Source organism: Rhodoferax ferrireducens (assembly GCF_003347515.1).
GTDB lineage: Bacteria > Pseudomonadota > Gammaproteobacteria > Burkholderiales > Burkholderiaceae_C > Rhodoferax.
This window is the reverse complement of record NZ_QEII01000241.1, coordinates 1-19162: the sequence shown is the minus strand read 5'-3', so window position 1 is coordinate 19162 and position 19162 is coordinate 1. Positions and strand designations below refer to the sequence as shown.

Genomic DNA, 19162 nt, shown 5'->3' with positions numbered 1-19162 from the left:
GTATTGGCCACTTGAAACGTGATATCAGGGAGATGGCAGATGAGCAAGCTACGCAAAAACGTCATGATGTTGGCCATGCTGTGTGCTGGCGGGGCAGCAGGCTCAGCCGGTGCGGAGCAGAAATCAGTCGAAGTGGTCCACTGGTGGACCTCCGGCGGTGAGGCTGCCGCGCTGAAAGTGCTGAAAGACGATATCGCCCGGCGCGGCTATGCCTGGAAAGACAGCCCGATCGTTGGCGGCGGTGGCGATCAGGAACGCATCGTTCTGCGTGCCCGTGTCGCCTCCGGCAATCCGCCCGACGCGGTGCAATTGCTCGGCATGACCATTACCGACTATGCGAAAGAAGGCTTGCTCGGCAATATTGATGCAGTGGCCCAAAAGGAAGGGTGGGCGCAAGTGGTGCCGCCGCCGTTGCAAAAATTCGCCAGATTCAAAGGGCATTGGGTGGCGGCGCCGGTCAACGTGCATCGCACCAACTGGATTTGGGCCAACAAGGCAATTTTCGACGAGCTGAAGCTCACGCCGCCGACCAGCTTCGATGAACTGGTAGGGCTGGCCGACACGATTCGCAAGGCCGGCTATATTCCGCTGGCCCATGGCGGGCAACCGTGGCAGGAAGCGACTCTTTTTGACAATGCGGTGATGTCGGCGGGTGGCCCGAAATTTTATAAACAGGCCCTGATTGACCTCGATCCCAAGGCCTTGGGCAGCAAGACCATGGAAAAAGCATTTGAGCAGATGCAAAAACTGCGCACCCTGGTCGACCCGCATTTCTCCGGGCGCGACTGGAACCTCGCGACCGCCATGGTGATCCACAAAAAAGCGGCCATGCAAATCATGGGCGATTGGGCCAAGGGTGAATTTGTCAAGGCAGGCAAAAAGCCCAATGTTGATTACCTGTGTTTTCAGTATCCGGGCACGGCGGGCACGTTCATCTTCCTGAGCGACCAGTTCGCCAGCTTCAAAGTCAAGGAACAACAACGCCCCAGCCAGATGGTGCTTGTCAGCACCGTGATGGACAGGGAGGTCCAGGAAAAATTCAGTCTTCTGAAGGGCTCGATTCCGGCACGGACCGATGTGCAGATGGACAAATTCGATGACTGCGGCAAACAGTCGATGGTCGATCTCAAGCAGGCCTCGCGCAGCGGCGCGCTGCTGGGCAGTTTTGCGCACGGCTATGCGATGCCTGAAGCCACGCAAGTAGTGGTCAAGAATGTGGTGAGTCAATTCTTCAACTCGGACCAGTCACCCGCGCAGGCGACCCGGCAGCTGGCAAGCGCTGTCGCGCACGGCATGTAAGCAAGCCAGTTCGGCGCGCGCCGGCCTGTGACAGCATGAGACTGAAAAACATCAAAATTGCGTACCGTCTGGCACTGGGCTTCGGCCTGATGCTGGTGCTGATGGCCGGCATAACCACCATTGCCGAACGCGCCTCCAAACAAGCACGTAACAGCTTGAGCGAAACGGTTAACCGCAGCAACAGCAAGTCCGCGCTGGCCGCCCTCATGCGCCAGACATTGATTCGACAGGGCTTGATTGCGCGCCATATCGGCATGTCGAATGACATTGAAGAAATGCAAAAGGAGATGGCGAGGGTTGCCGTTGAGCAAAAAACTTACCGCGACAACGAAATCATGCTGATCGCCATGGGCCTGAACCGTGACGAACTGGCCATTGTTGCGGAAATGCAGCAGCACAGCACAGCCATTGAGCCGTTCATGCGGCAAGCCGAGGAACTGGTGGCTGCCTTCAACGCCGGGCAGGCCGTGAAAATACTCACCACCCAGGCGGCGCCGATCCAGGAAGAATGGCTGAATGCGATTGACCGGCTGCTGGACCAGCAGAACGCGCAGATTGGGCACAATCTGGCGCAGTTTGAAGCGGCCAGTGATCAGGCCACGCTGTTGATGCTGACTATTTTTGGCGTCTCGATGGTCTTGGCGATTGCGATTGGCGCCCTGGTCACGCGCAGCATCACGGGGTCGGTGACGCAATTGATGGGTTTCTCGAAGCGCGTTGGCGACGGGGATTTCAGCGCCCGAACCAGTCAGGGCGGGGAGCATGAATTCGCACTGCTGGGGCGCGCCATGAACCAGATGGCGGAGTCGATCGAAAAATCGCATGTTTTGCTGGCCAGCAGCGCCGTCGCGCTCAAACACCAGGCGACCCACGATGCGTTAACCGGGCTGCCCAACCGCGCCTTGCTGGAAGACCGTCTGCAACAGGCCATGTTGTACGCCCAGCGCTACGACCGCCTGGTGACGGTGGCCTTCATTGATCTGGACAACTTCAAATTCATCAACGACAGCCTGGGTCACAACGCCGGGGACGAACTGCTCAAAACCGTGGCCGAGCGCATGCTGCAGTGCGTCCGCAGTACCGATACGGTGGTGCGGCTGGGCGGCGACGAATTCGTGGTCATCCTGTTCGATCAACCGAAACGATCGGAAACCATCACTGCGTTGCTTCAGAAAATACGCGAATCCGTGGCCCAGACGGTCCATCTGGGCGGCCACGATTTCCAGATCACGTGCAGCATGGGGCTGGTAACCTACCCCGGCGATGGACAGGATGCGCAAACCCTGCTGAAGAACGCGGACACCGCGATGTACCGCGCCAAGGAATTGGGGCGCAATAATTTCCAGTTCTATGCAAGCGAAATGAATGCCCGGATTCAGGAAAAAAACTGGCTGCAGGAGGGTTTGCTCAATGCCATCGCCCGCCAGCAGTTCCAGCTGCTGTATCAGCCCCAGGTCGATCTGCGCTCCGGCTGCATCATCGGGGTCGAGGCTTTGATCCGCTGGCAGCACCCCGAGCTGGGCATGATTTCCCCGGCACGCTTCATTCCGCAGGCGGAAGAAAGTGGCCTGATTGTGACCATCGGCGATTGGGTGCTGCACACGGCCTGTCAACAAAGCAAGGCCTGGCAGCAGGCGGGCCTACCGCCCATCAGCATGTCGGTCAACGTGTCGGCGCGCCAGTTCATGGAAAAGGACCTGATCAGCCGCGTCGCAACGGCCTTGCAGGACAGCGGCCTGGACGCCCGCTACCTGGAGCTGGAGCTGACCGAAAGCGTGATCATGCGCGATACCGAGCAAGCCATTGCGATCATGCACACATTGCAGCTGATGGGGGTGCATCTGTCGATTGACGATTTTGGTACCGGTTATTCCAGCCTGAGCGCGCTGAAGCACTTTCCGGTCGGGCGCTTGAAGATCGACCAGTCTTTCATGCGCGACATTCCGGCAGACGAGGACGACCAGGCCATTGCCATGGCCATCATCGCGCTGGGGCACCAGCTCAAACTCAAGGTGATTGCCGAGGGGGTGGAAACTGAAGAACAGCTAGCGTTTCTGCGTGACAACCATTGCGATGAAATGCAGGGCTACTATTTCAGCCGGCCGGTCACCGCCGGGGAAATCGAGAATCTGTTTCAGACACCGGAGCAGCTCCGGCATCAACTCAAGCGCCCGCTGCCCGGGCCGCTTCGCCTGCCGGCATCCAGGCGCCAGGTCGCGCGGACCTGAAGGTAGGAGTCCGCCTACAGGCAGGCGCGTTACAGTCTGACTGCGGCGGCGCACGCATCGGCGCACCATGGCAGAACCATGGCTGGCGCACCTCGCCTGGCCATCACCCCTCCTCTTGAGCGCGCCACCCCGGCGCGCTCGCACTACCCGGAAAAACCCCATGCAAGTTATTTTGAATACCGATCCCCACGTCGACGGACGCCACCAGATGGCCGACCACCTGGAGACCGTGGTGAAGGAAGCGCTTCGCCGTTTTGACCCCCAAATCACCCGGGTCGAGGCCCACCTGACCGATGCCAACAGCCAGGTCAAGACCGGCCCCGACGAGATTCATTGCACGTTGGAAGCCCGACTGGTCGGGCTGGCGCCGGTCGTCGTGAAAGACCATGCCGACACCGCCCACCAAGCCATCCACGGTGCGGTCGTCAAGCTGCAGCGCGCCATCGACACCGTCCTGGGAAAACATGAACCACGCCGCAGCGCTTCGAACGCAAGCGCTCTTGAAACCAGCGACGCGGCGATCTATCAACAAGAGCCGTAAGGAGCGGCATGATCCCATTGCATATCTCCAGCGCCTTCGACTCCGGCGCCATTGAGGTCCTGAGCATGACCGACCCCAGCGACATCCAGCTCAACATCCGCCGCGACAACGCCAGTGAATTTGCGCAGTGGTTTCACTTCTCGCTGCAGGGCGCGGCCGGGCTGGCGGTGAGCTTGCGCTTTCTCAACGCCGGCCAGTGCGCTTACCCCAAGGGCTGGCAGGACTACCGCGTGGTCGCCAGTTACGACCGCCACAGCTGGTTTCGCATTGACACCCGCTTTGACGGGCAGGTCATGGCGGCCGACATCACGCCGCAAACCCAGTGCGTTTACTTCGCCTACTTCGAGCCCTATTCGCATGAACGCCATTTGGACCTGATCGGTCGGGCCGCCGCGTCTGAGCATGTGGAAGTCCAGCATCTGGGCCAGACCCTGGACGGCCGCGACATGACGCTGTTACGCCTGACCGACCGCCACAGTGCCACGCCGATAGCGCAGAAAAAGAAAATCTGGCTGATTGCCCGCCAGCATCCGGGCGAAGCCATGGCCGAGTGGTTTGTAGACGGGTTTCTGGCGCGCCTGCTCGATGGCGCCGACCCGGTGGCGCGCGTGCTGCTGGCGAAATGCGTGTTTTACGTGGTGCCCCATATGAACCCGGACGGCGCGGTACGCGGCAACCTGCGCACCAATGCGGCCGGCGCCAACCTGAACCGCGAATGGCAAGCACCGAGCCTGGAGAAATCGCCGGAAGTTTTCCTGGTGCGCCAGAAGATGCTGGCGACCGGCGTGGACCTGAACCTGGACGCCCATGGCGACGAAGGCCTGGCCTACAACTTCTGCGTCGGCACCGAGGGCACGCCGGGCTACACGCCGCGCCTGGAAGCCTTGGAAAACGCCTTTAAAGCGGCCTGGGTCGCCACCTGTCCCGATTTCCAGACCACGCAGGGCTATGGCCGCACCAAGCCGGGCGAGGCCAACCTGACACTTGCCACCAACTGGGTGGGGCAGAATTTTGGCTGCCTGGCCTTCACCATCGAGATGCCATTCAAGGACAACGCCGATCTGCCAGATCAGCGGGTCGGCTGGAATGGCGAGCGCTCGAAAAAGCTGGGCGCCGGCGTGTTGCTGCCGATTCTGGCGGTGGTAGACCAGCTGCGCTGAACCGGCTTTAACTTAACCCTGGGGGTGCGCCCCAGGTGCCGGTGGCCTGCAGCGTCGGCGACAACTGTGCGGCACCCCAGCGCAGGGGCAAAGAGGCCGGCACGCGCAGCATATCGCGCACCTGCAGGCGCAGCAGGCGTTGGGCGCCGGCAAAAGCGGCCAGCGCCGGGCCGTCCCAAATGATCTCGGCGCTCACCGCCAGGTACAGCAGATCACCCGTGTCAAAGTCAATGAACAACAGGCCAGCACGCGGGTTGACCGCCAGATTGCCCAGCGTATTGAAGAAGAAATTGCCCGTGAAGTCAGGCACCGTGAGCGTGCCCTCATCGTCCACCTGCACAAAACCGGTTTTGCCGCCACGATGCGACACGTCCACGCCCGTGGATGAGCCTTGGTGCTCGCCAGCGTAGGCCGTGGCGATGTAGAAGGTGTCGGCACGCGTCAGCAACTGCCGCGCGCTGGCGTCCAGCCACTGGGCACGATGGACCTGTTTGGGCGTCGAGGCGGCGTCCGTCGCATACACCGCTTCCCGCGCCTGAATGTATTTCGGGCAATTGCCAAAACTCTGCTGCACCTGCACGGAGAACCCGTCCGGGGTGACGGCCTTCACCACGCCATTCACGCGGTTGCGCCGCCGGGTGGCGGGTTCAATGCCCAGCAGGCCGATGGCGGCGTCGACCCGCAGCGTGGCGTGCAAGGGGTCGGCCGTCAGCGCCTGGGCCTGCACGGTCAGCGTTTGCGCATCGGGAGAAGTGATGAATCCTGGCGGGCCTGCCAGCACCGAGGCCCAGGGCTGACCCTGCGCATCGACCGTGCCCAACAGCAAAAACGGCAGCTGCGTGAAGAAGGCGCGATGCTGCTCGGGCATGAGGCTGCGAATCACACGCGGACCGAGCTCGGCCAGCTTGTCGCGCACCCCCACGCGGGCCTGCACTACTTGCTCGCCTTCATGAAACACCGGGTCTGGCGCCGACGCGGCCATGTCAGGCTACCAGCCCGACGGGCGTTTTGACCATGGGCACGAAACCCGGCAGGGCTTCGATGCGTTCCAGCCAGCGGCGCAGGTGGGGATAAGGCGCCAGGCTGACACCGCCCTCGGGTGCCCGCGCGGTGTAGCTGTAGTTGGCAATGTCGGCGAGGGTGGGTGCCGGGCCAGTCAGGAAAGCGGAGGCCTGCAGCGTGGCCTCCATCACCGTGAACAGCTGTGTGGCGCGCTGGACCACTTCATCCGGGGGCGTTGTCTGCCTGAACAACACAGTCGCGCGCGCTGCGGCCGGCCCGAACGCGAGCGGACCGGCGGCCACCGACAACCAGCGTTGCACTGCGGCGGCGTGGACCGGATCACGGGGCAGCCAGGCGGAAGCATCCGGTGCGTAGCGGCTGACCAGGTAAACCAGAATGGCGTTGGCGTCGGCCAGGGTGACATCGCCGTCCTGCAGGACCGGCACCTGACCAAAGGCGTTCATCTGCAGAAAGGCGGGGGTCTTGTGCGCCCCGGCGCGCAAGTCGACCTCGATCAGCTCGACCGGCAAGCCCAGCAAGGACAGGAAAAGCTCGACGCGGTGGCAGTGGCCGGACGGCGCGAAACGGTACAGCTTGAGGGCTTGCGCCGGCTGGGGAGATGAAACTGGATGGGTAGAAGTATTCATGAGGTTCTTTCAGAGTGGGACAAGCAAGTTTTCAGGAGATTCATGTGCGCATGATGAACCCCGGAACGCATTGTGTTTAATTCATGATTCATGAGTAAATGGCTTGAAACGGTTTTAACTACTCCACTTTTCGACTTAATATGCCGCATGGACAAACTCAAAGCCATGCAGACTTTTGTGCACATCGCCGACGAAGGCAGTCTGACCGCGGCCGCGCGCTCACGCGACTCGTCCCTGCCAGCGGTGGTGCGCACACTGGCTGCGCTGGAGGCACACCTGGGGGTGCGCCTGTTCCACCGCACCACTCGGCGCATCTCGCTCACCGAAGAGGGCAAACATTATCTGGAAAACTGCCGCCAGGTGCTGGCCGCGGTGGACGATGCCGAGGCGGCGCTGAGCGCAGATGCCGCCGAGCCCACCGGCCAGCTCACCCTCACCGCGCCAGTGCTGTTTGGCCAGATGTATGTGGCCCCGGCGGTCATGCGCTTCGTGCAGCGGTTCGAGCGGATGCGCTGCAGCCTGGTGTTGCTGGACCGCGTGGTGAATTTGCTGGAGGAGGGCATGGACGCGGGCATTCGCATCGGCCCCCTGGAAGACTCGTCCCTGGTGGCCCAGCCGCTGGGCAGTCTGCGGCGCGTGGTGGTCGCCAGCCCGACCTATCTGCGTCGCCACGGCGTGCCGCAGCACCCCAAGGACCTGCTCAAGGCCAACTGCGTGCGCTTTCTGGGCAGCAGCGGGCCGTGGTGGACCTTTCACGAGAACGGCCGGGCCTTCACCGTGCCGGTGACTGGCAACCTGGATTTCAACCACAACGCGCCGGTGCTGGACGCCTGTCTGGCCGGCATGGGCTTTGGCATGTTCATCTCGTACCAGGTCGCACCCTACCTGGCGCAAGAAAAGCTGCAACTGGTACTGGAGACCTTCGAGCCGCCACCCCGCCCCGTCAGCGTGGTCTACCCCCATGCCCGGATGCTGCCGGCGCGCACCCGCGCGTTCATCGACTTCATCAAGCTGGAGCTGAATGGTTTGAAAAGCCTTTAGCTACTAATTAAGTAGCTGCTTACGCATATTGCACGCGGGCTAGAGGCCAAAAACCTATAAATTTCAGGCCCAGGCCTGGTGACGCGTCAAGCCAGGAGGCAGGCGACTTGGGTGTCGGCGCTCACGGAGCGCAGTTCGGGCGTCTGCGCGGCGCACTGCGCCTGCGCGCGCGGGCAGCGCGTGCGAAAGACACAGCCTGTGGGCGGGTTCATGGGCGAAGGCAAATCGCCCTGCAGCAGTTGCACCACCTTGTTGCGTTCCAGTTCCGGGTCCGGGATCGGGATGGCCGACAGCAGCGCCTGCGTGTAGGGGTGGCGCGGGTCCTGGTACAGCGCGCTCCCCTGCGCCAGTTCCATGGCCCGGCCCAGGTACATCACCATGATGCGGTGGCTGATGTGGCGCACCACCGCCAGGTCGTGCGCGATGAAGATCAGCGCCAGCCCCAGTTCCTGCTGCAGCTGCTTGAGCAGGTTGATGATCTGGGCCTGGATGGACACGTCCAACGCCGACACCGGCTCGTCGCAGACGATCAGCCGGGGCTCCAGAATCAGCGCGCGGGCAATGCCGATGCGCTGGCACTGACCACCCGAGAATTCGTGCGGGTAGCGGTTGATCTGCTGCGCGGTCAGGCCGACACGGACCATGATGCTGCGAACCTTGTGCATCACCGCAGCCGGCGTCATGTCCGGGTGGTGGGTGCGCAGCGGCTCGCCGATGATCTGGGCCACGGTCATGCGCGGATTCAGGCTGGCCAGCGGGTCCTGGAAAATCATCTGGACATCCTTGCGCACGCCCAGCCAGGCACTGTCGGACGCGCCTGACATCTCCTGACCCATCCAGACGATGCTGCCGGAGCTGGCCGGATTGAGGTTCAGCAGGGCGCGTGCCAGCGTGGACTTGCCGCAGCCGGACTCGCCCACGATGCCCAAGGTTTCGCCGGCATGGAGGTCGAAGGAAACGCCATCCACGGCTTTCAGCGCCCGCCTGCCCGACCAGGGCCAGGCTTGTTCATCCTTGACCTGAAAGTACACATTGAGATCGCGCACCGACAGAATCGGGGTTCGGGCTTCAGCCATGCGACAGCTCCCGGCGCGCCTGTTGCTGCACCGTGGCCGCATCGCGGTGGCAGGCGCGCAGGGCATGCGCCGTGCCCGCCACGGGCTGCAAGGCGGGTAGGGTGTCATGGCAATGTGCCTCGGCCAGGGCGCAGCGTTCGCTGAACGGGCAGCCCTTGGGCAGGTGGGCCATGTTGGGCGGCGCCCCCGGGATGGCCCGCAGGTCGACGTCGTCGCGATCCATTCGCGGCACCGCCTGCAGCAGGCCCAGGGTGTAGGGATGCGAGGCACCATGAAAAACGTGCTGCGCGCTGCCCTGTTCCATGACGCGTCCGCCATACAAAACCATGACCTGGTCGCACAGACCGGCCACCACCCCAAGGTCATGCGTGATCAGGACAATGGCGGTGCCGAAATCGCGCTGCAAGTCGCGCAGCAGCGCCAGGATCTGGGCCTGTACCGTCACGTCCAGCGCGGTCGTCGGCTCATCGGCAATCAGCAATTCGGGCTCGCACAGCAGCGCCATGGCGATCATGACCCGCTGGCGCATGCCACCGGAGAATTCGTGCGGGTACATGCCCATGCGCCGGGCCGCCTCCGGGATCTTGACGGCATCGAGCATGCGCACCGAGCCGGCGCGCGCGCTTTTGCGGTCCAGTCCCTTGTGAAACTCCAGCACTTCCGTCATCTGGCGCTCCACCGTCAGGTAGGGGTTGAGCGAGGTCATGGGGTCCTGAAAAATCATGGCCATGCGGTTGCCGCGGATCTTGTTGAGCGCAGGCGCCGGCAAAGTCAGCAGGTTGCGGCCGTTGTAGAGCGCCTCGCCGCTGGCGCGTCCGTTGCGCGCCAGCAAGCCCATGATGGCCAGCACGCTCTGGCTCTTGCCGGAACCACTCTCGCCGACAATGCCCAGCGTTTCTCCTTTGTCCAGCGAGAAACTCAAGCCGTTGACGGCATAGACCGCGCCGTCCTGCGTGTCGAACTGCACGCCCAGGTTCTTGACTTCCAGGACGCTCATGCTGTGCGCCGCCTCATCGGTCTTTGGGGTCGAGCGCATCGCGCAGTCCGTCCCCGATGTAGTTGAAACAGTAGAGCGTGGCCGACAGCAGCACCGAGGGGAACAGCAGAATCCAGGGCGAGATTTCCATCACGCTGGTGCCGTCATGGATGAGCACGCCCCAGCTGGTCATCGGCTCCTGAATGCCCAGGCCCAGAAACGACAGCACCGACTCGGTGAGGATCACGCCCGGCACGGTGACAGTGGTGTAGATGACCACAATGCCCATCAGATTGGGGACGATGTGCTGGAAGATGATGCGCCGCGTTGGCACCCCGATGGCGCGCGCCGCTTCGACAAACTCGCGCGAGCGCAGCGACAGCGTTTGGCCGCGCACCACGCGGGCCATGTCCATCCACGAAAACACGGTGATGGTGATGACCACCAGGTAGAACGCCCGCCCCAGCAAGGTCACCATCAGGATGGCGATCAGCAGGTAGGGCACAGCGTACATCACGTCCACGATGCGCATCATCACGGCGTCCACGCGTCCGCCCATGAAGCCGGCGGTGGCACCCCAGGCAATGCCCAGACTCACGGACGCGAGCGTGGCCAGAAAGCCCACCATCAGCGAGATGCGCCCGCCAATCAGGCTGCGCACCAGCAAATCGCGCCCCGATTCGTCGGTGCCGAACCAGTGCATGTTCTTCAAAGTGGGGGACTGGCTCATCGCATCCCAGTCGGCCGAATCGAACGCGTGCGGCAGCAGGAAGGGGCCGATCAGGCAGGCCAGGGTGATCAGGCCCAGCAGCACCAGGCTCACCACGGCCGCCTTGTTGCGCCGAAAGCGCAGACGTGCCGCGGCCCAGGGGCTGCGCCCCTGCAGCGCCGGTTCGAGCGCCTGGCCCAGGGTCGCGACGAGCGCATCGTCTTTGTTCTTGAACACCATGGTGCCGCCGTTCAGTATCGAATTTTGGGATCCAGCAGCGCGTAGGCCAGATCCACCAACAGGTTGAAAGTCACGGCGATCACGGTCACCAGCACCACCAGGCCCAGCACCAGCGTGTAGTCGCGGTTGCTGGCACCGTTGACGATGAGCTTGCCCAGGCCCGGCAGGGAAAAGACCGACTCGGTCACCACCGCCGCCGTGATGGACGAGATGGCCATCGGGCCGATCAGCGACACCACGGGCAGCAGCGCCGGTTTCATGGCGTGGCGCAGAATAACGGTGCGCATGGGCAGACCCTTGGCGCGGGCGGTGCGGATGTAGTTGCTGTGCAGCACCTCGATCATGCTGCCGCGCATCACGCGGCCAATGGTGGCAACGTGGATGAACACCAGCAGGGCCATGGGCAACACCATGTAGCGCGGGGCAAAATCATCCCAACCACCCGCCGGGGCGACCTTGAGCCAGATGGCGAACACCAGGATCAACACCGGCCCGATGACAAACGAAGGAAAGGCGCTGCCGGTATTGCCCAGCAGCATCACCAGGTAGTCCACCGCGCTGTTTTGCCGCAAGGCCGCCACCGTGCCCATGGCGATGCCGATGATCAGGGCCACCAGCAGGGAGCCGCCGCCAATGGCTGCCGAGATCGGCAGGGCTTTGGCCACCAGTTCGTTGACGCTCCAGTCTTCGTAGCGGAATGAGGCCCCCAGATCGCCGTGCAGCAAGCTCCAGAGGTAGAGCAGGTATTGCTTCCACAAGGGCTCGTTCAAGTGGTACTTGGCCTGCAGGTTGGCCAGCACGGCGGCGGACACCTTGTGCTCGGCATCAAACGGTCCGCCCGGCGTGAGGTGCAGCAGCAAATAACAGACGGTGATGACCGCCAGCAGGGTCGGAATCGTTGCCAGCACCCGACGCAAGGCGTAAGACCACATGCGACGCTTAGTGCTTGATGATGTAGAGCTCTTTGCCGCGGTAGCGGTCCATGCTGTTTTGCGTCGAATAACCGCCCACATAGGGCTTGACCAGCCGCGGCACGGTGTACTGCAACAAGGGCAGCATCGGGTAGTCGTCCATGATCAACTTGGCCGCCTGGGTGAACAGGGTCTTGCGTTTGGCCGGGTCCAGACTCTGGTTGCCCTCGGTGATCAGCGCTTCCGCCTTGCGGTTGCAGTTTTTGTGGCTGTTCTGGTCGGAATCGCATTGCACCAGCGTCAGGAAAGTGGTGGCGTCGTTGTAGTCGGCAATCCAGCCGTTGCGGGCCATCTGGTAGTCGCCGTCATTGCGCTTCTTGATCAGCACCTTGAACTCCATGGCTTCCAGTTCCAGTTCGACGCCGAGCTTGGTTTTCCACTCGGAGGCGGCAAAGATGGCCATCTTCTTGTGATAAACATCGGTGTTGTAGGCAAACTTGATCTTGGTACCCGGCTGCACGCCGGCCGCTGCCAGCAGTTTCTTGGCCTCGGCCACACGTTGGGCCATGGGCCAGGTGGCCCAGTCGTAGGTGGTGATCTCGGCACCGTTGGTGCCCTTGACGATGACGCCATAGGCCGGAACCTGGCCGTCCGCTGTCACCTTTTTCGCCAGGATGTCGCGGTCAATCACCATGGACAGCGCCTTGCGCACGCGAACGTCCTTGAGCACCGGGTCGGCGTTGTTGTAGGAGTAGTAGCGCAGGCCCAGCATCGGTACGTTGCGAATGTCCTTCGGGTACTGCGCCTTGTATTTTTCGTAAGTGCCAGGGGGCAGCTGATACACCCAATCGTTCTCGCCGGATTCGTAGAGTTTCACATCGGCATTGCCGTCCTCCACGGGCAAATAGGTGAACTTGGTCAGCTGCACATTTTTGGCATCCCAGTACTGCTTGCTTTTGGTCAGCACGATTTTGCTGTTGACCTGCCAGTCGGCCAGGCTGAAGGCGCCATTGCTCACCAGATTGGCGGGTTTGGTCCAATCCTTGCCACTTTTTTCGAGCGAGGCCTTGTGCACCGGTCCGAGTTGCAGGTTGGAGACCAGCTCCGGCATGAAGCCCACCGGGTAGGGCGTCTTGATCTCCAGGGTGTACTTGTCAATGGCCTTGACGCCCAGCTCGGCGGGGGGCTTCTTGCCGTCTACGATGTCCCGGCCGTTGAGAATGAAGATGCCGTAGGTGGCGGCGTACTTGGAGGCGGTGGCCGGGTCCACAAAGCGGCGCATGCCGTAGACGAAATCCTCGGTACTGACCGGATCGCCGTTGGACCACTTCGCATTCTGGCGCAGCTTGAACACCCAGGTCTGGGGATCAGTCTGCTTCCAGCTCTCGGCCACGCCGGGCACCGTCTTGCCTGTGCCATCGACGGCAGTCAGGCCTTCAAACAGGTCACGGATGATGTTGTTGGCCGGCACACCCGAGGCCGTGGCGGGGTCCAGCGTTTCAGGCTCGGACGCATTGTTGCGCACCATTTCCTGCTTGGCATCAAGCTGCACGCCAGCCGGGATGGTGGCGGCCATGGTCAGCCCGGTAAGACTCAGCAGGGTTACTACGGCCAAAGCTTTCATTCTGAAATTGTGTTTCATCTGCTGTCAGCTCGCGATCTAGAAGTGGATCAATTCATTCTAGGCTGCGGTTTTTTCCAACAGCGTGCGGCGCCACACGCAGCCGAGGTTTATTGCGTTACCAAACGTGTGCTTGATCCGGTCTATTCAATCGTTCGCAGTGAAAGCCTCGCAGCCCAACCGCTCCTCAGGCGTAATAACGGGCCACAAAGTCATCAAAGCTGCCCTGCTCTGCGCCGTCCAGCCGCTGTTGTTCCAGCAAGGACGCTTCCACGCTGGCGACAAACCGGGCGCTTGTCGCGGCATCCAGCGGCTGGCGCAACAGGCTTTGCGTGTGCTGCTGCGCCAAGGCCAGGGCGAAGTTGTTAAACCCGCCGTGTTCCCGCGTCGCCGCCAGCACCTGGGCCGAGGGCGTCGTATCCGGCTGGTCGATGCGGCCGCGCAAGCCCTGCATCGTCGTGCTGTAGCGCTTGCCCCCATAGGCGGCGTCCAGCATCGCGGCAAAGGGCTGCATGTCGTCAAACAGCTCGTGCGCCAGCGGGCGAAACGGCTGCTCGCGGTTGTGCGCCAGCAGGTGCAGATCGGGCTGGCGGCCATGGTTGACAACCCGGCGTTTGTTTTCGTCGTTTTCGCTTTGCTCGCGGCTGGTGATGGGCGGGCTGTCGCGGAACAAACACATCAGCAGCAGCACGTCGGCAAACGTGCTCTGCTCGGGCGCGATGCCGATGTCGATGAACGGGTTCAGGTCAAACAGCCGCATTTCGATGTATTCGACGCCGTAGGTTAGCAGCGCCTTGGCCGGGCGCTCGCCGTTCTTGCCAATGCGTTTGGGGCGAATGCCGGCGTAAAACTCGTTTTCAATCTGCAGCAGGTTGGCGTTGAGCTGCTTCCAGTGCGGGCCGTCGCGCACGCCGAGTTCGGCGTAGTAGGGATCGGGCGTGCGGATGGCGGTTTCCAGCCCTTGCGTGTACTCGCTCAGTGAGTTGAAACTCACGCGCAGGTTCGCCTGTGCCCGGTTCTGGTAACCCAGGTCGCTCATGCGCAAGCTGGTGGCGTACGGGCCGTACAGGGTGCCAGGCGTCAGTTCCAGCAAATCCGACTTACGGCCCTGCAGGAACGACGAACAGATGGCGGGCGAGGCGCCAAACAGGTAGTGAATCAGCCAGCCGTAACGCAGAAAATTACGGATCAGGCCGAAATAGCGCTCGCTGACAAAGTCTTCGGGCTTGCCGGTGGCCGCGCAACAGTCTTGCAGCGCCCGCCAGAACTCATCGGGCAAGGACCAGTTGTAGTGCGCGCCGGCAATGGTCTGCATGCGCCGGCCGTAGCGCAGGCTCAGACCCTCGCGGTAGACGGTCTTGAAGCGGGCGGCGTTGGAACGGCCGTAGTCGGCGATCGGGATGTCCTTGTCCTCGCCCAGCACGCAGGGCATGGAGCCGGCCCACAGGCTTTCGCCGTTCAGGTGCTGCGCGCTGTAGCGGTGAATATCGCGCAGGAACTGCAAGGGAAAATCCGGGTCCTGCGAGGGTGGCGTGATGAATTCCAGCAGCGCCTCGGCGTAGTCGGTGGTGATCCACGGGTGCGTCAGCTTGGAGCCGAGTTCGCGCGGGTGCGGCGTGGCGGCCAGCTGGCCGCTGGCGTCGACACGCAGGCATTCGCGCTCGTAACCACGGGTAATGCCCTGCAACACTTGGGCTTGACCGCTCCGGAAAAATTGCTGGACCGCATTACAGCAGGTGAACTTCAACATGGACGCTTGCTTCCTCAAGAAAATGGCTGGCAGTATGGCAGTTTTTGGGGTCGGTCGTCCGGGGCGGGGCAGAGAACCGGGTTCTTGGTTAACCTCAACGGGTCCGATGCACAACCCTGATGAGACTCCATGACTTCTTTTGATTTTGATCTGTTTGTAATTGGCGGCGGCAGTGGCGGCGTGCGCGCGGCGCGCATGGCTGCGCAGCGCGGCGCCCGCGTCGCCCTGGCCGAAGCCGGGGGGCTTGAGGGCCTGGGCGGCACCTGCGTGAACGTCGGCTGCATTCCCAAAAAGCTGTACAGCTACGCCGCCCACTACGGCGAAAGCTTTGAAGAGTCGCATGGTTTTGGCTGGGAGGGCGAGGCGCCGCGCCTGAACTGGGCCACGCTCAAGGCCAACCGCCGGCGCGAAATTGCCCGGCTCAACGGCGTTTACCTGCAGCTATTGCGCGGCGCCGGTGTGACGGTGCTCAACGGATTTGCGCGGCTGCTGGATGCCAACACGGTGGAAGTCGATGTGGTGTCTGAGGACGGTCTCATCACCCCGCAGCGCCGGACGGCTAAACACATCCTGATCGCCACCGGTGGCACACCCCATGTCCCGCATATGAAAGGAAGAGAGCACGTACTCACTTCCAACGATATGTTTGACCTGGAACCGTTCCCGGCGCGCCTGCTGGTGGTGGGCGGCGGCTACATCGCGTGCGAGTTCGCCTCCATCTTCAACGGCCTGGGGAGCAGCGTGACACAGCTGTACCGCGGCGAGCAGGTGCTGCGCGGCTTTGATGACGAGGTGCGCCATTTCGTGGCCGCCGAAATGCGCAAGGCCGGCGTGGCGCTGCATCTGAACGCCGGGGTGCTGGCCATTCACGACACGCCGCAGGGTCTGGAGGCGATGCTCGAAGGGGGCGGCAGCGTCGTGGTGGATGCGGTGTTGTACGCCACCGGCCGGGTCCCCAATGTGCGGGGTCTGGGGCTGGAGACCGTGGGCGTTGGCCAGGGCGCGGACGGCGCGGTGCTGGTGAACGACGTTTACCGGACCAACGTGCCCTCGATTTACGCGCTGGGCGACGTGACCGCGCGCGTGCAACTGACCCCGGTAGCGCTGGGCGAGGCGATGGTGCTGGTGGATCACCTGCTGGGCCCGGCTCAAGGCAAGGCCGCGCGCAGCATGAGTTACGACTTCATTCCCACCGCCGTGTTCACCCACCCGACCATCGGCACGGTGGGTTATTCGGAGGCGGCGGCGCGCCAGCACTTTGGCCCGGTCACGGTTTACCGCAGTGAATTCAAGGCGCTCAAGCACACGCTCAGCGGCAGCACCGAACGCACCCTGATGAAGCTGGTGGTGGAAGACGCGACCGACCGCGTGGTTGGCCTGCACATGGTCGGCCCGGACGCCGGCGAGGTGGTGCAGGGTTTTGCCGTGGCCATGAAGGCTGGCGCCACCAAAGCCATGTTTGACAGCACCATCGGCATCCACCCGACCGTGGCGGAAGAATTTGTGACCATGCGCGAACCGGTTGCCGCTGCGCCCAAACCCTGAGCCAGACCAAGCACAATAGCGTCATGCCCTATTTACCCGCCTTTATTGCACCCTCCCGTTTCACCGACCCGGCCGCGGCGCTGGCCAAGGCGCGTGAAATTTATGACACCAGCATCGCCCACCTGCGCGAGGCCATGCAGCGCTTTGTCGCCGGCGACAGCCTGCCCGGCCATGTGCGCGCCTGCTACCCGTTTGTGCGGGTGCAGACCGACACCGTGGCGCGCCAGAGCTCGGTCGAAAGCGCGCGCCTGAGTTTCGGCTTTGTGGCTGGGCCGGGCCGCTTCGAGACCACCCTGAGCCGGCCGGACCTGTACGCCGATTACTACCTGGAACAATTCACCCTGCTGCTGCAAAACCACCAGGTGGAGCTGGAGGTGGGCACCAGTTCGCAGCCGATTCCGGTGCACTTTTCGTTTGCCGAGCACGACCATATCGAAGGCAGCCTGAGCGCCGAGCGCCGCCTGCTGATGCGCGATGTGTTTGATTTGCCCGATCTGGCCGCCATGGACGACGGCATCGCCAACGGCACCTACCAGCCGCGCCCGGGCGAGCCGCAGCCGCTCTCCCTGTTCACCGCGCCGCGGGTGGATTATTCGCTGCAGCGCCTGCGCCACTACACCGGCACGGGGCCCGAGCATTTTCAGAACTTTGTGCTGTTCACCAATTACCAGTTTTACATTGATGAATTTGTGCGCCTCGGCCACGAGGCCATGGCCAACCCCGACAGCGCCTACATCGCGTTTGTCGAGCCCGGCAACGTGGTGACCCGACGCGTGGGCCTGCCGGCGGTGGCCGGCGACGAGCTCGGCAAAGTGCCGCCACGGCTGCCGCAAATGCCGGGCTACCACCTGGTGCGCGCCGACCGCAGCGGCATCAGCATGGTCAACATCGGCGTCGGCCCGGCGAATGCCAAGACCATCACCGACCACATCGCCGTGCTGCGCCCGCACGCCTGGATCATGCTCGGCCACTGCGCCGGCCTGCGCAACACCCAGCAACTGGGCGACTACGTGCTGGCCCACGGCTATGTGCGCGAAGACCATGTGCTGGACGAAGAACTGCCGCTGTGGGTGCCGATACCGGCGCTGGCCGAAATTCAGCTGGCGCTGGAAGCCGCCGTGTCGCAGATCACCCAGCTCAAGGGACCGGAGCTCAAACGCATCATGCGCACCGGCACTGTCGCTTCTACAGACAACCGCAACTGGGAGCTGCTGCCCGACAACGGCCCTCAGCGCCGCTTCAGCCAGAGCCGTGCCGTGGCGCTGGACATGGAAAGCGCCACCATCGCTGCCAACGGTTTTCGCTTTCGCGTGCCCTACGGCACGCTGTTATGTGTGAGCGACAAGCCCCTGCATGGCGAGATCAAGCTGCCGGGCATGGCGAATCACTTTTACCGCGAGCGGGTCGACCAGCATTTGCGCATCGGCATTCGGGCGATTGAGTTGCTGCGCGAACAGGGGGTGGATCAGTTGCACAGCCGGAAGTTAAGGAGCTTTGCAGAGGTGGCGTTTCAGTAGGAAAGTTCAGCCTGGCTGACGGATCAAGCTTTCAGCCGGAATGCCCAGCCCAGTATGCAACTGAAGTTGAACGTTTGACATGAGAGGCGCTGACCGGCTTGCCGGGCAGCGTCCTCTCGATGGAAGGGTTAGCCGCTACTGGTGCCCCAACCCTCGAAGCGGGTCCGTGGTCACTCGACAGAATGCATTGGTGTTTGAGACTCACATTCAGCTGTCGGCAAATAAACATTTGCTCATCGAGATTCTGTGTATTCGTGTCGCTGCCGTAGAGGTGCAGGCTCTTTGAGTGATCTGGATAGTAAGCGGAATACGCGAGCAGTTGGCCGAGGGCTTGCTTCCACTTGGAGATGCTTTTGACCTCGACGATAGATGCTGGACAAAGGAGATCGATAAAGCCGACAGGAGTGTGGACTTCAACTCGGCTGTCGGGCTCTTCTAGCGCTAGCATGTCGCGAACTGCGCATTCCAACGTTCTTCCTTTGGGCACGTACTTGAAGTAGCGATCAGCCACGGCTGGAGTTGCGAGATAGTGTCCATGTCTTTGCCTGAACTTGCTGTCCAGCCGCATACCAGCGAGTTGCTTGAAATGCTCGGCTCGTTCATTTCCTACCTGCACCGCTTGGTGATCGTCAGACAGGATCTCAAAAACACCTCCGAGATTTCGACCGGCATACAACCACCGTGACGGATGGATCGTCAGAAGGCCCGCGTGAGCCTTCTTCTCATGGACGGCGTACAAGTCGATTGATGGCATCGGTGATGGGAGGAGCGTCTCTTAAGAAACTTCCCCAGCAGCCTTGAGAAATCGGATATTTGAAATCATGCTGAGGAGGTTTGCTGTGGTGTAAGTTGAAAGCCCAATTGGTGAGCCCGACGAGTGAGATTTTGCACCACTCTTT

16 protein-coding genes are annotated in these 19162 nt (G+C 62.4%); 7 read left to right on the top strand and 9 right to left on the bottom strand.

Translation table 11 applies throughout. From position 1 onward, the window contains the following. Window positions 1–39: 39 nt before the first annotated feature. From C5P05_RS07530 to C5P05_RS07515, 4 genes are all read left to right on the top strand, one after another. Window positions 40–1299 carry an ABC transporter substrate-binding protein gene (locus C5P05_RS07530; RefSeq protein WP_232834387.1) on the top strand — a complete coding sequence of 420 codons (1260 nt, stop codon included), beginning with the start codon at window positions 40–42 and terminating at the stop codon, window positions 1297–1299. 35 nt (window positions 1300–1334) lie between these two features. After that, window positions 1335–3527 (top strand): putative bifunctional diguanylate cyclase/phosphodiesterase, encoded by a 2193-nt coding sequence (locus tag C5P05_RS07525; protein WP_114969241.1) that lies wholly within the window; start codon window positions 1335–1337, stop codon window positions 3525–3527. A gap of 160 nt (window positions 3528–3687) precedes the next feature. Further along, a complete protein-coding gene (locus C5P05_RS07520; protein ID WP_157979241.1) occupies window positions 3688–4068 on the top strand; it encodes an HPF/RaiA family ribosome-associated protein in 381 nt (126 codons plus the stop codon). Between the two features lie 8 nt (window positions 4069–4076). After that, on the top strand, window positions 4077–5228 hold the full coding sequence (locus C5P05_RS07515) for a M14 family metallopeptidase (protein ID WP_114969239.1): 1152 nt from the start codon (window positions 4077–4079) through the stop codon (window positions 5226–5228). Window positions 5229–5235: 7 nt separating this feature from the next. On the opposite strand, the gene C5P05_RS07510 is transcribed toward C5P05_RS07515, so the two are convergent. Beyond that, entirely contained in the window at window positions 5236–6210 is a 975-nt protein-coding gene (locus C5P05_RS07510) for a pyridoxamine 5'-phosphate oxidase family protein (RefSeq protein WP_114969238.1), read from the bottom strand. Window position 6211: 1 nt separating this feature from the next. Next, window positions 6212–6877 carry a glutathione S-transferase family protein gene (locus C5P05_RS07505; RefSeq protein ID WP_114969237.1) on the bottom strand — a complete coding sequence of 222 codons (666 nt, stop codon included), beginning with the start codon at window positions 6875–6877 and terminating at the stop codon, window positions 6212–6214. A 147-nt stretch (window positions 6878–7024) separates the two neighbouring features. On the opposite strand from C5P05_RS07505, the gene C5P05_RS07500 reads away from it, so the two are divergent. Next, window positions 7025–7918: a LysR family transcriptional regulator gene (locus C5P05_RS07500; protein ID WP_114969236.1), complete on the top strand. Its 894-nt coding sequence runs from the start codon at window positions 7025–7027 to the stop codon at window positions 7916–7918. 86 nt (window positions 7919–8004) lie between these two features. On the opposite strand, the gene oppF is transcribed toward C5P05_RS07500, so the two are convergent. From oppF to gshA, 6 genes are all read right to left on the bottom strand, one after another. Continuing rightward, window positions 8005–8994, bottom strand: coding sequence for a murein tripeptide/oligopeptide ABC transporter ATP binding protein OppF (oppF, locus tag C5P05_RS07495; RefSeq protein WP_114969235.1), 990 nt, complete (start codon window positions 8992–8994; stop codon window positions 8005–8007). Beyond that, window positions 8987–9991: an oligopeptide/dipeptide ABC transporter ATP-binding protein gene (locus C5P05_RS07490; protein ID WP_114969261.1), complete on the bottom strand. Its 1005-nt coding sequence runs from the start codon at window positions 9989–9991 to the stop codon at window positions 8987–8989. The genes oppF and C5P05_RS07490 overlap by 8 nt, the downstream gene beginning before the upstream one ends. 13 nt (window positions 9992–10004) lie before the next feature. After that, window positions 10005–10919, bottom strand: a complete 915-nt coding sequence (locus C5P05_RS07485) for an ABC transporter permease (RefSeq protein ID WP_114969234.1) — start codon at window positions 10917–10919, stop codon at window positions 10005–10007. A gap of 11 nt (window positions 10920–10930) precedes the next feature. Next, entirely contained in the window at window positions 10931–11851 is a 921-nt protein-coding gene (oppB, locus tag C5P05_RS07480) for an oligopeptide ABC transporter permease OppB (protein WP_114969233.1), read from the bottom strand. A gap of 7 nt (window positions 11852–11858) precedes the next feature. Further along, the gene (locus tag C5P05_RS07475; RefSeq protein WP_114969232.1) at window positions 11859–13454 is read right to left on the bottom strand and encodes a peptide ABC transporter substrate-binding protein; all 1596 of its coding nucleotides are present in this window, start codon (window positions 13452–13454) and stop codon (window positions 11859–11861) included. Between the two features lie 184 nt (window positions 13455–13638). Beyond that, window positions 13639–15201 carry a glutamate--cysteine ligase gene (gene gshA / locus C5P05_RS07470; protein WP_114969231.1) on the bottom strand — a complete coding sequence of 521 codons (1563 nt, stop codon included), beginning with the start codon at window positions 15199–15201 and terminating at the stop codon, window positions 13639–13641. A 129-nt stretch (window positions 15202–15330) separates the two neighbouring features. Here gshA and gorA point away from each other — a divergent pair, with 129 nt between their 5' ends. After that, the gene (gene gorA / locus C5P05_RS07465) at window positions 15331–16746 is read left to right on the top strand and encodes a glutathione-disulfide reductase (protein WP_114969230.1); all 1416 of its coding nucleotides are present in this window, start codon (window positions 15331–15333) and stop codon (window positions 16744–16746) included. Window positions 16747–16769: 23 nt separating this feature from the next. Then, window positions 16770–18263, top strand: coding sequence for an AMP nucleosidase (locus C5P05_RS07460; RefSeq protein WP_114969229.1), 1494 nt, complete (start codon window positions 16770–16772; stop codon window positions 18261–18263). A gap of 31 nt (window positions 18264–18294) precedes the next feature. Here the strand turns inward: C5P05_RS07460 and C5P05_RS07455 are convergent, their stop codons facing one another. Further along, window positions 18295–19002, bottom strand: coding sequence for a hypothetical protein (locus C5P05_RS07455; protein WP_157979240.1), 708 nt, complete (start codon window positions 19000–19002; stop codon window positions 18295–18297). Window positions 19003–19162: the final 160 nt, after the last annotated feature.

Excerpts from the sequence above, each read along its gene's own strand:
- C5P05_RS07530 (WP_232834387.1), top strand. The coding sequence starts at position 40 with ATGAGCAAGCTACGCAAAAACGTCATGATGTTGGCCATGCTGTGTGCT.
- C5P05_RS07525 (WP_114969241.1), top strand. The coding sequence starts at position 1,335 with ATGAGACTGAAAAACATCAAAATTGCGTACCGTCTGGCACTGGGCTTC.
- C5P05_RS07520 (WP_157979241.1), top strand. The coding sequence starts at position 3,688 with ATGCAAGTTATTTTGAATACCGATCCCCACGTCGACGGACGCCACCAG.
- C5P05_RS07515 (WP_114969239.1), top strand. The coding sequence starts at position 4,077 with ATGATCCCATTGCATATCTCCAGCGCCTTCGACTCCGGCGCCATTGAG.
- C5P05_RS07510 (WP_114969238.1), bottom strand. The coding sequence starts at position 6,210 with ATGGCCGCGTCGGCGCCAGACCCGGTGTTTCATGAAGGCGAGCAAGTA.
- C5P05_RS07505 (WP_114969237.1), bottom strand. The coding sequence starts at position 6,877 with ATGAATACTTCTACCCATCCAGTTTCATCTCCCCAGCCGGCGCAAGCC.
- C5P05_RS07500 (WP_114969236.1), top strand. The coding sequence starts at position 7,025 with ATGGACAAACTCAAAGCCATGCAGACTTTTGTGCACATCGCCGACGAA.
- oppF (WP_114969235.1), bottom strand. The coding sequence starts at position 8,994 with ATGGCTGAAGCCCGAACCCCGATTCTGTCGGTGCGCGATCTCAATGTG.
- C5P05_RS07490 (WP_114969261.1), bottom strand. The coding sequence starts at position 9,991 with ATGAGCGTCCTGGAAGTCAAGAACCTGGGCGTGCAGTTCGACACGCAG.
- C5P05_RS07485 (WP_114969234.1), bottom strand. The coding sequence starts at position 10,919 with ATGGTGTTCAAGAACAAAGACGATGCGCTCGTCGCGACCCTGGGCCAG.
- oppB (WP_114969233.1), bottom strand. The coding sequence starts at position 11,851 with ATGTGGTCTTACGCCTTGCGTCGGGTGCTGGCAACGATTCCGACCCTG.
- C5P05_RS07475 (WP_114969232.1), bottom strand. The coding sequence starts at position 13,454 with ATGAAAGCTTTGGCCGTAGTAACCCTGCTGAGTCTTACCGGGCTGACC.
- gshA (WP_114969231.1), bottom strand. The coding sequence starts at position 15,201 with ATGTTGAAGTTCACCTGCTGTAATGCGGTCCAGCAATTTTTCCGGAGC.
- gorA (WP_114969230.1), top strand. The coding sequence starts at position 15,331 with ATGACTTCTTTTGATTTTGATCTGTTTGTAATTGGCGGCGGCAGTGGC.
- C5P05_RS07460 (WP_114969229.1), top strand. The coding sequence starts at position 16,770 with ATGCCCTATTTACCCGCCTTTATTGCACCCTCCCGTTTCACCGACCCG.